General features: G+C 40.0%; 9 protein-coding genes. 2 read left to right on the top strand and 7 right to left on the bottom strand.

All coding sequences use genetic code 11. The annotated features are described in order from the left end of the window. The first annotated feature begins 1,176 nt into the window (after positions 1-1,176). Complete coding sequence (locus HDC90_RS15005; protein ID WP_184467726.1) at positions 1,177-1,809, top strand: nitroreductase family protein; 633 nt, start codon at positions 1,177-1,179, stop codon at positions 1,807-1,809. A gap of 250 nt (positions 1,810-2,059) precedes the next feature. After that, positions 2,060-4,786, top strand: a complete 2,727-nt coding sequence (locus HDC90_RS15000) for a carboxypeptidase regulatory-like domain-containing protein (RefSeq protein ID WP_255497686.1) — start codon at positions 2,060-2,062, stop codon at positions 4,784-4,786. A 285-nt stretch (positions 4,787-5,071) separates the two neighbouring features. Here the strand turns inward: HDC90_RS15000 and HDC90_RS14995 are convergent, their stop codons facing one another. The 7 genes from HDC90_RS14995 to HDC90_RS14965 all read right to left on the bottom strand — a co-directional run bounded on the left by HDC90_RS14995 (position 5,072) and on the right by HDC90_RS14965 (position 15,298). Then, positions 5,072-6,031, bottom strand: coding sequence for a D-glycerate dehydrogenase (locus HDC90_RS14995; protein ID WP_184467724.1), 960 nt, complete (start codon positions 6,029-6,031; stop codon positions 5,072-5,074). 36 nt (positions 6,032-6,067) lie between these two features. Beyond that, positions 6,068-6,874 carry a DUF4249 domain-containing protein gene (locus HDC90_RS14990; protein ID WP_184467722.1) on the bottom strand — a complete coding sequence of 269 codons (807 nt, stop codon included), beginning with the start codon at positions 6,872-6,874 and terminating at the stop codon, positions 6,068-6,070. Positions 6,875-6,878: 4 nt separating this feature from the next. After that, on the bottom strand, positions 6,879-9,203 hold the full coding sequence (locus HDC90_RS14985; RefSeq protein WP_184467720.1) for a TonB-dependent receptor: 2,325 nt from the start codon (positions 9,201-9,203) through the stop codon (positions 6,879-6,881). Positions 9,204-9,299: 96 nt separating this feature from the next. Then, positions 9,300-10,499 (bottom strand): multiheme c-type cytochrome, encoded by a 1,200-nt coding sequence (locus HDC90_RS14980; protein ID WP_184467718.1) that lies wholly within the window; start codon positions 10,497-10,499, stop codon positions 9,300-9,302. Positions 10,500-10,514: 15 nt separating this feature from the next. Then, positions 10,515-12,266, bottom strand: coding sequence for a cellulase family glycosylhydrolase (locus HDC90_RS14975; protein WP_184467716.1), 1,752 nt, complete (start codon positions 12,264-12,266; stop codon positions 10,515-10,517). An 18-nt stretch (positions 12,267-12,284) separates the two neighbouring features. Beyond that, positions 12,285-13,625, bottom strand: a complete 1,341-nt coding sequence (locus HDC90_RS14970) for a glycoside hydrolase family 30 beta sandwich domain-containing protein (RefSeq protein ID WP_255497685.1) — start codon at positions 13,623-13,625, stop codon at positions 12,285-12,287. 143 nt (positions 13,626-13,768) lie between these two features. After that, entirely contained in the window at positions 13,769-15,298 is a 1,530-nt protein-coding gene (locus HDC90_RS14965) for a RagB/SusD family nutrient uptake outer membrane protein (RefSeq protein WP_184467714.1), read from the bottom strand. Positions 15,299-15,301: the final 3 nt, after the last annotated feature.

Genomic DNA, 15,301 nt, shown 5'->3' with positions numbered 1-15,301 from the left:
AAACCCGATTGCAATGTAAAGCCCGCATCCCGATTTTTTCAATCGGGAGAGGACTTGTAATGCAAAGCGGGACTGAAGCCGCCAAGAACCACAAACCGCTCATTTCCTAAAACAAAACCTTCTTTCCAATTTCGATAAGTAACTTCTATTTGGAGCGCAGGGCTTGTACAAGGCAGTAAATTTCTTCCCGTTTTATGCTTTTACGCTTCGCTTCCTCGTACCTCGTTGCTGCAGGGTAACGCTGCAACCGGGGCTAGGTGGCCACAACTGTATTTCAATTTTGGGGTTGCGAAGTGCAGAAACCCTTGTTTATAAACCCGATTGCAATGTAAAGCCCGCATCCCGATTTTTTCAATCGGGAGAGGACTTGTAATGCAAAGCGGGACTGAAGCCGCCAAGAACCACAAACAGCTCATTTCCTAAAACAAAACCTTCTTTCCAATTTCGATAAGTAACTTCTATTTGGAGCGCAGGGCTTGTACAAGGCAATACGTTTCCTCCCGTTTTACGCTTTTACGCTTCGCTTCCTCGTACCTCGTTGCTGCAGGGTAACGCTGCAACCGGGGCTAGGTGGCCACAATTGTATTTCATTTTTGGGGTTGCGAAGTGTAGAAACCCTTGTTTATAAACCCGATTGCAATGAAAAGCCCGCATCCCGATTTTTTCAATCGGGAGAGGACTTGTAATGCAAAGCGGGACTGAAGCCGCCAAGAACCACAAACGGCTCATTTCCTAAAACAAAACCTTCTTTCCAATTTCGATAAGTAACTTCTATTTGGAGCGCAAGGCTTGTACAAGGCAATAAATTTCTTCCCGTTTTTCGCTTTTACGCTTCGCAGCCTCGTACCTCGTTGCTGCAGGGTAACGCTGCAACCGGGGCTAGGTGGCCACAATTGTATTTCATTTTTGGGGTTGCGAAGTGTAGAAGCCCCTGTTCCTAAACCCCATTGCAATGAAAAGCCCACAGCGCTGGACTGAAGCAGCCAAGAACCACAAACCGCTCATTTCCTAAGAATAAAACAGCACTAACCGTATAAGAAATATAAGATACATATAAGCTTAATGCGAATAACGACTGAACTACTTGTTAGTTTTTTTCTTACCATACATCAACAATAGGTTTATTCCTTATCTCCATATTTGCTTCATAAAATTTTAAAAAAAATCTTCAAAAATATGAGCTTAATAGATGCCCTAAACTGGCGTTATGCCGTTAAGAAAATGAACGGTCAACCTGTTGAACAAGAAAAGGTTGATAAAATTATTGCTGCTGCACATTTGGCACCAACATCATCAGGGTTACAGCCATTTAAAGTTATTGTGGTAACCAACCAGGAGCTAAAAGAGAAAATTGCGCCGATTGCTTTTAACCAATCGCAAGTGATCGATTCTTCTCACTTATTGATTTTTGCAGCCAACGAAAATTACACAGATGAAGGTATTGATGCTGTTTTTAACAGAATGAATGCAGAGCGTGGTTTACCATTAGATACTACCGATGCTTATAAAGCACAACTTAAAGGTATGCTTTTACCAAGAACTGCAGAAGAAAACTTCAATCATGCTGCCCGTCAGGCTTATATTGCTTTCGGTATTGCCATTGCAGAAGCGGCTTTATTAAAAGTAGATGCTACCCCAATGGAAGGTTTTAACGGCCCTGCATTAGATGAACTTTTAGGTTTAGATAAAAAAGGGTTAAAAAGTGTTACATTATTACCATTAGGAAACAGAGATGAAGCTGGCGATTGGTTGGTAAACCTTAAAAAGGTACGTTCACCTAAAGAAGAGTTCTTAATTGAGTTTAAATAACAGGCAAACACCATTATATTTAAAACGGGCCGCTATTTTAGTGGCCTGTTTTGTTCGTTAGATGCTCCATAAACGAACGTCTTGCTGAACTTGTTTCAGCATCTTTATCGGTTATTTTAAGATCCTGAAACAAGTTCAGGATGACGATGAACATGGGATTTTTTGTAAAAAAATGTTAAACATCATTACATTTTATGTGCTCTATTTATAATTGGATATATTTACGGACTTAGCATTTAATATCCAATCCATGAAGATTTTTAGATTATCGTTTATCATACTGTCACTTCTATCAGCACTAAGTTTTTCTTCTTCGGCCCAAACCGATACCATTAGCATAAACAGTATCATTAACAAAACGAATAAGGTATTAAGCGATTACCCAGCTGAAAAGATTTATCTTCATTTCGACAAACCTTATTACGCAGTAGCCGATACGGTTTGGTTTAAAGCTTATGTTACCGAAAATCAAAATTTCTTATCAGCCATCAGTAAGATCATTTATGTGGATGTGATCAATCAGAAAGATTCGCTTATCCAAACCTTAAAATTACCCATTACAGGCGGTTTTGCTTATGGCAGTTTTCCTTTAGACCAGATCAACTATAAACAAGGCAATTACCATATCAGGGCTTATACTTTATGGATGCTTAACAGTGAAGATCCCGCTTATTTTAACAAAACTTTTTATGTAGGTGAAGCCATTGATAAAGAGGTAAAAACCCATATCACCTATAAAAATACCTCTACTGATAAGTTAGAAAAGATTGATGCACGTGTACAATTTAAAGATGCCAATAATAAACCCTATGCCAATAAAAATGTAAGCTGGCAAGTGGTTACCAGTTACACGGTTATTGCCAAAGGAAGAGGCACAACAGATGCTAACGGCTATTTAACCATCGCGATGAGCAATGCGCAAAAGGCAGAATATCAATTACAAAAAGGCGAACTGATTACCAGTATTAATACCACTGATAAAGATGTGGCAAGCAGTAGCTTTCAACTTAAAAATGCTATTGTAAGCAAAGATTTTCAATTTTTCCCGGAAGGTGGGAGTTTAATAGCTGGCCTAAATAACGAGGTAGCCTTTAAAGCCATTAAAAGTGATGGTTTAGGTATTAACTCGAAAGGCACGGTAACCGATAATGATGGCAAAACTGTTGCTACTTTTACTGCTCAGCATTTAGGAATGGGCAGTTTCAGCTTATTGGCTGAAGCCGGAAAAACTTACAAAGCAGCTGTTACCTATGCCGATGGCACCACTCAAAATTATAATTTGCCGGCAGTTGCTGTAAATGGTGCTACCGTAAATATAGATAACAGTAGCGCAGATAACATCGCCATTAAAATTTTGGCTAACGATGCTTTCTTTGAACAAAACCAGGGCAAAAAGCTTTATTTAATAGCACAGAGTAAAGGTGTTATCTGTTACGGTGCACAAACGGTATTATCAAACAAAGAGTACAATACCACCGTACTTAAATCTAAATTCCCGAATGGAATTGCACAATTTACCCTGTTTAATGAGTTTGGTAAACCGCTAAGTGAGCGATTGGTTTTTGTTCAGCACAAAAATACCATGGCAGTAACGTTAACCAGTGCTGCAACTACTTACGGAATTAAGAAAAAGGTGAAAATAAATGTGGCAGCCAAAAAAGATGGCGCTCCTGTAGAAGGTAGCTTCTCGGTAGCTGTTGTAGATGAAACCAAAGTTCCATCAAATGAAGATGCAACCAGTACCATATTAACAGGGCTTTTATTAAGCAGCGATGTTAAAGGTTATATCGAAAAAGCAAATTATTACTTTAATGCGCCAGATGCGAAGAAAAATGCAGATTTAGATGTACTATTACTCACCCAGGGCTACCGCAGTTTCAAATACACCGATATTATTGCCAATAAATTACCTAAAATTGATTTCTTACCAGAACAGGGCATCGAAATTTCGGGTATTTTACGTCAAAACAACGGTATTCCGGTTAGAAAGGGAGCGTTATTATTAACCATACCGGATAAACGTTTCAATTTAGAAAGTACCACTGATCCTGTTGGGAATTTTAAATTTCAAAATCTGATGTTTAACGATTCCTCTAAAGTGACCATTACCGCTAAGTATAATGTTAACTACAAAAACATGACCTTAAGCTTAAATGGTGCACCTGTACCTACACTAACCAGAAACTTTAGTGCAGCCGAAGAGGTTTTAAATATCGATAGTGCTTTAACTAGTTATTTAGATAATAGCAAAAGACAATATGCTTATTTACATACACTAAAAGATGTAAACATTAAAGCCGCTGTGGTTCCGAAAGTAAGTCATAAGGATTATCCTGCGCTGAGCGGACTAAGTCAAATGGCCGATCATGAAGTTAGTGGTGATCGGTTTAAAGGATGTGGTTTATTGATTAACTGTTTACAAGGTATGCTTGCCGGTGTTACCTTCGTTGATAATAATTTCTATGTAACCAGAGATTACAACCAGGGCAAAAAAATCCCGATGGGTATTTTCATTAACGGTATGAATGTAGATGTAAACCAGATCAACACATTAGATGCCAATCAGCTCGAATCGGTTGAGGTGTTTTTAAGAGACGATTTAGGATTGGTTAACCGTGCCAATAATGTAAACGGTGTAATTGTATTTAACCAGAAGAAAGCACCTAAAGGAACCAAAATTACGAAAGCGCAGTTGATGGATATGCTTCCTAAATACTACGAGCTTACTTTCTCGCCACAAGGTTATAACAAAGAAAAACAGTTTTACTCACCTAAATATGATGTTCCTGCAAGTATGAACCGTAACGATTTAAGAACCACTATTTACTGGAACCCTAAAGTAGTTACGGATGCAACTGGGAATGCCTCTTTCGAATATTACAATGCAGATGGCAAAGGCCAATATAAAGTAATTATTGAAGGTATAGATGCCAATGGAAATTTAGGAAGATCGGTGTTTAAGTATCTTGTTAAGTAGAAGTTAAGGTTCACTTGTCATTGCAAACAGAAAACAGATTAAGTCGGTTAACTGGTTAATAATTTAATTGGTTAACTGTATCAAACACCGAATAAAATATAGTCATCCTAAAGGGTAATTTATTGAATAAAGATAAATATGAATGACGGATAAAGAAGATGAATGATATCGAAGTATCGTCATTTCGACCGCAGTGGGGAAATCTTTTAAATTTGTTAGATAACTTGATAAAAAGATCTCTCCATTTCGCTACGCTACAGTCGAGACGACAATTCTATTGGATTATCATTTCACTTCAAAAGGTAGTTTCTCCTCTTTCAATCCCGCTACAATGTTCTTAACAATTATTTGAGCCATCGCGGCTCGGGTTTCTTCAGTAGCTGAGCCAATGTGTGGTAAAACGGCAACGTTTTCCATGGCTAACAAGGGATTATTTTTATCCATAGGTTCTGGATTGGTTACATCCAGGCCAGCTCCCCAGATTATTTTTTCTTTTAGGGCTTTAATCAGGTCTTTTTCATTGTGGATGCCTCCTCTTGCGGTATTGATAAAAATGGAATTTGGTTTCATCTGTTTAAACACCCCTAGTGTAAATTTATCTTTAGTTTCAGGCGTGAGTGCGGTATGAATGGAAAGGACATCACTTTGAGCCAACAGTTCTTCAAAAGATACATATCTGGCACCTATTACTTGTTCAGCCTCTTCGTTATGCGAACGGTTATGGTAAATTACCGACATATTGTAGGCGCCAATGCATTTTCTGGCCATCTCTAATCCAATTTTTCCAAGACCGAAAATACCAAGGGTTTTGCCATTTACTTCAATACCAAGTTCAGGACTGGGTTCATAGTTTTTCCATTCACCCTTTATAATTTTCTTATGTGTGTAGAAAGCCTTTCTGGAAACAGCCAGCATCAATAAAAAAGCAGTATCGGCAGTGGCGGCGCTTAACACGCCGGGGGTATTCCCTATCGGAATATTTAATGCCTTTGCTGCAGCTATATCTACATTATCATAACCTACCGAATGCAGGGCAATCACCTTTAAATGGTTACAGGCTTTTAGAAACCCGGCATTGATCTTATTTGGGCCTACACTGATCAAAGCATCCTGACCCTGGCAGGCCTCAATCAACTCTTCCGGACTGATCTGCCGGTTTTCTTTCCATTGGGTAACCAAAATATTATTTGCTTCAAGTTCTTTTAATCCAACCGGCGCAATGTTGCCACTTATAAATACTTTCATGTTTATTTAACAGTAAATTCCGATCAGGAGTTTTAACTACTTTACAGTCGTGGTAAGTACCTGATAAGTGTTTGCACTGAAATAACCCAATGCATTATTCGTAATATTTGATGGTGGATTGGCTGGTGTTGTACCCTGATTTGGTCCGCGGTCTGATTGCTGGCTCAGGGCGTACCAATAATCAAATATATTACTGTCAACACATTCCATTTCAATCTTCACCTTATCATTAGTGTTCAGCTCATCACTGTCGTGATCGTTATTGGGTTTAAAGAAGAGCTGAATCCGTAAATCGTTACCATTGGTTAACCTGTCATTGTTAGCATAATAGCGTCGAGACAGCACATCATTTACGTAAAGGTTAAAGTGGTAGAAATTAACTTCATTGGCCGGATCTTTTAAAAAAGCAGCCGCTGTTTTGCGCTCGCGACCAAAAAAATTATTTTTAATGATCCCGATCGAATCCATTTTAACCTCATTGGGCATTTTAGAGCTTGCGGTATAGTTTTGCCCCTCAACAGTAGCATTTAAATGATAGGTAACACCAGGCTCGCCCTTCATGTGATTAATGTAAGTCCCAGGCTTACTTCCTTCTTTAAATACAAATGTATTTCCCTTACTATCGGTTACGGTAACGCTAGCACCTGAAATTTTCGGAAAAACATTTTCCTCGGTATAACCTATCGTTTTGCTGATTTTAATTTCCTGATCTATTAATTGATTATTAATGATCCCTTCAATTACCAGCTGCGGGTCGGCATTTTCAGTCTTAATTGAGATAATTTTCTTGCATGAAGTGAGGCACAAAGTAAATAAGGTAAAATATATCGTAAGTTTTTTCATGGCATTAAAATTTAAAGTTCCAGGTAATGGAAGGAATGAGCCCAAAAAGCGAGGTTTGCTGTGCAGCAGTTTTATTCGGATTTTCCGGATCGGTAATAAACTCTATTGAGTAAGGGTTTTTACGGCCCAGCACATTATAAATACCGAAATTCCAGCTAGATTGATATTTCTTTCCAGGCTTCCCTTCTAATGTAGCACTTACATCTAAACGCATGTTGTAAGGCATACGACCTGCATTACGCTGGGTATAATAATAAGCTGGTTGCCCGCCAATAATATATTTGCCTGCCGGATAGGTAACCGCATTACCTGTACTGTAAATAAAACTCGAAGAGAAGGTCCAACGCTTGCTCATATTATAAATGCCCACAACCGAAATATCATGCGTACGATCCTGCCTGGCCGGAAAATATTTGCCGTTATTCAATTCGGCAAATTTACGCTCAGTACGTGATAAGGTATAACCTATCCAGCCGTTCAGTTTACCAAATTTCTTTTTAAAAAACAGCTCCATTCCATAAGCGCGGCCTATGCCGTAAATCAGCTCCGATTCTACATTCGAATTGGCCAGTAACTGGGCAGCATTTTTATAATCAATCTGATTTTGTAGCCATTTGTAATAAATCTCACCTGAAAGTTCGTAATTGTTATCCTCAATATTTTTAAAATAACCTATAGCAACCTGATCGGCAATTTCGGGTTTAACGTTATTGCTGCTTAACACATACTGATCCGTAGGTGAGCTGGAAGTAGCATTGGTTAAAATATGTACATTTTGAGCATTACGGTTGTACGAGGCTTTGATTGAGTTCTGTTCGTTAAATAAATAGCTTACGGAGAAACGCGGCTCAAGGTTAAAATAACTTTTATAAAATTTCCCTTTGGCTACACTCTCCGTAGATGTGATATTTCCGTCCGCATCATAATTATTAAAATTACCAGGCCCCATTAGGGAAAAAGCAGCTAAACGCACACCATATAAAAAATTTAAATGTTCGTTAACCGCCCATTCGTCGGAGATGTAAGCTGCTGATTCTATACCATAACGTCTTTCCTGTGTTAGCGAATTTACCTGCGAAGATTTATCGCTGTCGATATCAATAGGAGAAATACGGTGTTGTGTAGCATTTATACCAAACCTAAGGGTATGTTTGTTGCTGAAATACTGAAAATCTTCTTTAAAGTTAAAATCGCGAACTAATGAAGTAGCCTTAAAGTTTGTGGCATCGTTTAACAACCTTACGGTATAATTATAGTTGTTGTAAATTAAGGAAGTGTTAGAAAATAAACGGTCGCTAAAAATATGGTTTAAGCGGATGGTGGTGGTAACATTGCCCCAGTTATTTTCAAAAAGGTCTTTAACACCAATATTATCTTTACCGAAATAGCCAGAAATGTAAACGGTATTCTTATCGTTGATTTTATAATTTGCCTTTGCATTGATGTCGTAAAAATTCAGGGTACTACCATTTACGGATGAATCTGGCGAAGAGCGTAAAAACGCATCGATGTAGGTACGGCGGAAACTCACCATAAACGAGCCTCTGTCTTTTACAATCGGTCCTTCTGCTTTTAAACGCGAAGCGATTAAACCAATACCGCCCTGAAACTTAAATTCTTTATTGTTGCCATCATCCATTTTAACATCTAAAACAGACGATAACCTACCGCCATATTGTGCAGGCATACCACCTTTATACAGGCTCACATCTTTAATTGCATCGGCATTAAAAGTAGAAAAGAAGCCCAAAAGGTGCGATGAATTGTACACCACGGCCTCATCCAGGATAATCAAGTTCTGATCGGCAGCTCCCCCTCGCACGTAAAAACCCGTATTCCCTTCGCCACCTGATTTTACGCCCGGTAATAACTGGATGGTTTTTAAAATATCTTTTTCGCCCAGCAGTACCGGAATAGAATTAAGCGATTTCATATCGATCCTTTCCAAACCCATCTGCGCACTTTTAACGTTTTCGTTTTTACGGTTATTGGCACTTACCGTTACTTCGGCCAAATCGTTTGCACTTCTTAATTCCTCATTTAACTTGGTATCTTTTGTTAAATTGATGGTTTTAACAATGGAGGTATAACCAGTGTAACTTATCGCCACAGTGTAGGTTCCTTCGGCCTGTGTTAAAGCAAAATATCCATAATTATTGGTTAAGGTTGCAGCGGTAGAAGCGCCAGAAATCCTTACCGTTGCGCCAATTAAGGTTTCGCCTGTACCTGCATCGCGAATAGTGCCGCTAAGGGTAAATTTCTTTTGAGCAAAAGTAGACGTGGAGAGAAAAAGGAGGAAAAATAAAGCTAAAGAGTATTTTATGGGCATATCGGCTACTATCTAATTTTTAAGGTAGAAACCAAATGTACGAAATCCAAGTCCTTTTCATAGCCAGTGGAAAATTTCTTAATACAAGTTTGGTTTTTACTTACTATTAACGGGATAAATACCGATATGGTGTGAACGCAGTAAATAAGCACTTAAATCAGCTTTACCAGCCTGTTGAAAAGTGATCAATTTTGAAGATTCTTTAGGCATATGACAATCGATACAGTTGGTACTAAGCGAGCCTTTTGCTAAAGTGGTTTTGCTATGGTTGGCACTTTGGTGGCAATTAATGCAGCGCTGCGAGTAAAGATTTAAATTGCCCTTAATATTTTCGTGCGTATTGTGGCACGATTGGCAGGTCATGGTTTCGCTTTTGCGATAGCAATTGCTTCCTTTCAGCATTTCGGTCTGGTTGCCATGCACGTCGGGATCGGCACCACCAAAGCCTGCAAAGTCTTGTGCATAATAGTCGTCTAAATTGTCGCCGGGCTGAAAACCGAAAACCGATTTTTGGGCAACCAATGCATTGCCAGAGTGGCACACCCCACAGGCATCCATCTTTTGTTTTCTGCTAAGCGTTTTATAAATGGCGATGAATTTTGCCGTCTTCACTTCGGGATTTTCCAAGTGAAAAACCGCATGTTGCCGGCCTGGCCCGTGGCAACGCTCGCAATCTATACCGTAAATTAATGCACCACGCTCCAGCTCCTCATCTGTAGAAACACCCGAAGTTTGGGTTATTTTCTTGTCTACATAGGAGGCATGGCACTCTAAACAACGGCTACCAATGAGACGGTCGTAGTAAAAGGTTTGTTTAGGGAAACCCGGACTAATGGCCCAGTTCCGAATGGCCGAAAAATAAGAAAGTGGCAACTCATACAACTTTTTGCCTTTCCAATAGGCGTAGGTATAAGCCTTCTCGCCCGAACCAAATACCATATCGAACTTTTCGGCACGTACTTCTTTTCCATCTACATAGGCTATCTGAAAAATGCCTCCTGCCCGTTTTTCGATCACCACCTTCTGGTGTACATCGTAGTTAAATACATTCGAATCGGGTGTAAAAACCTGTAAAAATTGCTGACCAACTATTGGTTTAGAGGTTAAACCATGTGCATTATGGATAAAAGATTGCCCAGTCTCTTTATGGCATTTTACACAGGTGGCGGCACCGGTATAGGTTTCGCCCCTGATGTCTTTTGGTAACTGATCAGCCACATTCATGCACCTTGAAAGGATAATGATAACTATTACCATTGCTCCTAAAATAACCAGGATTCGTTTTATACCTTTCAAGATGATGCCTGCTTTTTATTTTACAAACTGAATATAGCTAAAATTATAACCTCCGGCAGCGGCCAGCGCCCTGATTTTTTGCTTTCCGGCCTTTAATGGTACATTTTTGATTTCGAAAGTGGCAAACTTTTTCGCATCGCCAGTATTGGGTACGATTACTTCCTTAGCTACGGTTTTACCATCGATTGAAATATTCATCCGTCCGCTAGCCTGATCTGCCGCAGCATTTATTTTTAAAGTATAGGTTCCTTTTTGCGACACATTTACGGTGTATTGCAGCCATTCACCTTTTTCGATGTGGTTTACATAATACTTTTCGTACTGTGTAGAATCTTTTGTAATATCTACCCCATCATTCCTGTAAATCCAGCCGCGGTTGCCTGCATTTCTTTTTCCTGTTGAGGTATGGTAATCGGCCGTATCGTTATCGAAGTAGGCAAAACCATTTCTCCCCAAGTCATAATCAACCGCATAAATAATACTCTTGTTTTTAATTAAATTGGCTTTAAAAGGTTTGGTTTCGTTACTAAAGGGCTGTCGAATCATCGCATCGATTACGTCGCGGTGAATGATGGTATTTTCTAACCTCGAATAAATGGCCAGCTCCATCAATCCGCTATACACATTGCTATCTTTAGGTTTATTGCCGCCATTGTTCAGGTATTTTACCAGCGCATTGTAATTGGGATTCGATTTAATTTCTATCGGGTTATTGACACCGATTTTTTTTAAAGGCCACCATGACCAACCAATATTGTTCTTTTCTAAAAGGTGGATGGCATCAGTAAACCAAACATTCGAGTTCTCGCCTGTTTCGCCCAGCCAAACAGGTACATGCTGCTCATCGCGGGCTTTAATAATGTGCGCTATCGAAGCCTGATCGTTATAATTCCAGTATTTATGGAAACTTAAGGCCATATTTTTATCCCAAAGTGGAAAGATACCATTGTAATTATTGCCCCAGCCATTACCTTCAATAATAATCAGGTGTTGCTGATCTACCTCCCGGATGGCTTTGGTAATTTCTACCATCAGTTTTCTTAAGGGTGCATTTACTTTTTCTTTGGTACCGTTTTTATCTTCTTCCGGATTGCTGAAACCATAATTTGGCTCATTTATAATATCGTAGGCGCCAATATAGGGTTCGTTTTTATATCGCTCGGCCAGTTTTCGCCAAAGAGCAATGGTTTTCTCCTGGTTGGCCTCACTATCCCACAGGTAGGGTTTTGATGGATCGCGGTCGGCAATGTTTAAATCGTTTCCTTGACCGCCAGGTGCTGCGTGTAAATCTAAAATGAGGTACATTTTATTGGCTTTACACCAGTTGAGCAAACTATCGGTTAAGGCAAAACCTTTTTCGAGCCAGGTATTCTTTCCGGCCACGGGTTCTTTATCTACAGGTAAAGTGTATAAATTGTAATGCATTGGCAAACGGATGGAATTAAATCCCCAGCGTTTCATCGAATCGACATCAATTTTACGCATGTGGTTAGCCAGCCATGCATCGTAAAACTCCTGCGTTTGCTTTGGCCCTACCAGGTCGGCAATTCTTTCGCGGATACGGTACTGCTGTGCCTCGTTATTAATTTTTAGCATATAGCCTTCCTGCAACATCCAGCCTCCAAGGCCAATACCACGCAATAATACATTCTGACCGCGGCCATCAACAATTTTTGTGCCCGATGCTTTTAAAAAACCCTGACTAAAACCGGTAAACGAAATACTGCTGAACAGCAAAATAGATAAAAGTGATTTTCTTAAAAACATAGTGTAAATAATTGATAATTACCAGATATAAGTGGCTACTGCACCCTTATCGAGTGCTGCAGCATATGTTTTGCCATTCTGACTGATGTTAAAGGCTGCAGCTTCTTTACCCGTATTGGCCACAATAAGTACATGTTTACCATCGGGTGTTTTAAATGCAACGTTAGCTAAACCATTCAGCTCGTTTGAAGCAATGCGTATAGCGCCAGGCCTTACAAACTTTGAGGCATGAGCAATGGAGAAGTAAGCCAGGTTGCGGCTATACTTATCGCCATTAATGGTAACTGCCCCCTGGCACATAGAGCAACCTCCTCTTTCGGTATACGGCTTGTTTTCTGGATCGGCAGCGAGGTTCCATTCCAAAACGTTTCTGCTCCAGTTGCGTGCGGCACCAATAATTAAGCGCTTTACCGGATTTATGATATTGATAGTTGCGGCATCGGGCCGTTCAACCACCATTTGCTCAGAGAAATAAATATTTTTATCGGGATGGGCATTATGCACATCGGTTAAAGCCTCTATGTTACCTCCGTAAAGATGAAAGGCCGAACCTGTTATGTATTTCTTTGCTTCCGAATCATCTAAAATGCTGATCGGATAATCAGGTCGGTCAGCATTGTGATCATAAATAATAATTTTGGTTTTAATATTGGATTTAGCAAAAGCGGGACCCAGAAACTGTTTTATAAAAAGTGCCTGATCTGGTGCTGCCATAAATAAACTGGGATTATTACCCGGGTGTAATGGCTCATTTTGCACCGTAATGGCATCGATCGGAATACCTACCCTTTGCATTTCCTGTACGTACCGCACAAAATATTTAGCGTAAGTAGTGTAATATTCGGGTTTAAGCATACCTCCACGGGCATCGTAAGTGGTTTTCATCCATAAGGGCGGAGACCATGGCGAAGCCATAATTTTAATCTTCGGGTTAATGGCCAGGATCTCCTTCATTACCGGAATAACATCAGTTTTATCGGGTCCTAAATCAAATTTGGCCTGTTCCAAATCGGTTTGTCCTTCGGGAAGGTCATTATAAGAAAATACTTTTTCATTTAAATCGGATGCACCGATACTTAACCTGATGTAGCTTACACCAATATTATTGCCATTGGTTGCAAAAAGTTCTTTAAGCAGTGCTGCCCTTGCCGGCGCCGACATTTTAATAATATGCTGCGCACTTCCCCCGGTTAAGGCAAAACCAAAACCATCTATACTTTGAAAAGTTTCTTTATCGTTTACAAAAATAGTAGGCAGCTTATTTTTGGCCTTGGCCAAACTTAAGCCAGTAGATTGACGGGTAAATAAAGCCGTACGATCGGCTTTGGTTAACCACACTTGTGGCTGGCCCTGCGCCATAACCGAAAAAGTAAAAGCACAGCCTATTAAGAGTCCAAAGGACTTGGTGAATAGCATACAAGGAAGATGATCTGGTAAAAACAGGAAGAAAGACTTAGCTTTCTCCCTGTAACAATTAAACATTAAGGATATATAAACGGGGATTATTTAGAACCGCCCCATTCTTTACTCTGCAAAATTTTAGAGTTGGCCAGTTCATTTTCAGGAATTGGCAGGATCTCATTTCTACCGCTCTTGAAACCTTTTGAGGCCAGTACTGTTGGTGCAAGCCCCCAACGTACCAAATCAAACCAGCGGTGTCCTTCTGCAGCAAGCTCTAAACGGCGTTCGCGCATAATGTTATCCATAGTTACCGGTAGCGGATTTAAGCCCACTCTTGCCCTTACCGCGTTAAACATCATATAAGCTTTTGTTCCGGCACCAACACCTGCTCCACTTTTCAGCAATGCTTCTGCCTCTAACAAATAAGTATCGGCCAAACGGATTTCGTACATATCCTGACCAAAGTTGAGTTCTAACTGGCCACTGGATGCTTTGGTTGAATTACGGCCAGCATATTTTTCTATAAAATATCCGGTATTAGCATATGCATGCTTGTAAGTCACAATACCTGCCTTTTCTAAACTATCCAAGTTGGCAACAGTTGCTTTATTTCTTGGGTCGTAATGAATCTGGTCAAAGAAATCTTTGGTGAAAGGCAAGAAGCTCCAGCCCGAAATGTAATCAGGTGCGAGCGCTGCATTTACAGGTACATAGTTACGCGGACCAACCAAAATACTCATTACGTTACCTTCACGACTACCAACTGTTCCCCAACCCATATCAGAGGTGGTGTTGTAAACAATTTCTAAAATAGATTCAGAATTAAATTTGTTCTTCACATTCCACAGGTCGGCGTAATTAGTTAAGAGTTTATAACCATACTGGCTTGAACCTGGTGTTGAACCGTTAACCAAGGCAAACTCTGCTGCAGCTTCAGGCCATTTCTGCAACCACATATACACTTTTCCAAGTACTGCATGGGCGGCGCCCTGGGTTAACCTGCCACCTTCAGACGCAACAGGAACGGTAATCGGTAAATTTGGGATCGCCTCGCTCAGGTCTTTAATCACAAAAGTATATATATCGGCAGATGGCACCTGCAACACATCGTACATGTTGCCAGCGGTAAGCGGTTCGGTAATCAAAGGAATATTCTTGAATAATTTAACAAGGTCGAAATAGAAAATCGCTCTCATCGCTTTTGCTTCTGCGATATACCGGTTTTTTGTAGCATTATCCATGGCAATACCCTGCACTTTCTGCAAGAATACATTGGCACGGTAAACGCCGGTAAAACCTTTATTCCAGAGGTGACTGGCAGCGCCGGAAGTAGAAGTTAGCGTATAATTATTGATCGATTGTAAATCACCGATATCAGATGGCGAATCGCCCCCGGCGTAATGATCATCAGATGCTGCAGAGAGTATATTTACTTTAGTTAAGTAGCCCGAAGATTGATTTCCAAGCATATCGTAAACCGAAACCAGCGAATTAAATGCCTCTGAAGGCGTTTTATAATAATTGCTCTCCAGAATACGTTCTCTCGGATTTACATCAAGCTGTTTTCTACATGCAGTAAATAATTGTGATGAAGCGACAATAGCCGCTATATATAAAATGCTTTTTTTCATTGT

The sequence above is a fragment of the Pedobacter sp. AK013 genome, assembly GCF_014205835.1.
Lineage (GTDB): Bacteria > Bacteroidota > Bacteroidia > Sphingobacteriales > Sphingobacteriaceae > Pedobacter.
Note: the sequence above shows the minus strand (reverse complement) of the source record. Positions and strands in the feature narration are given on the sequence as shown.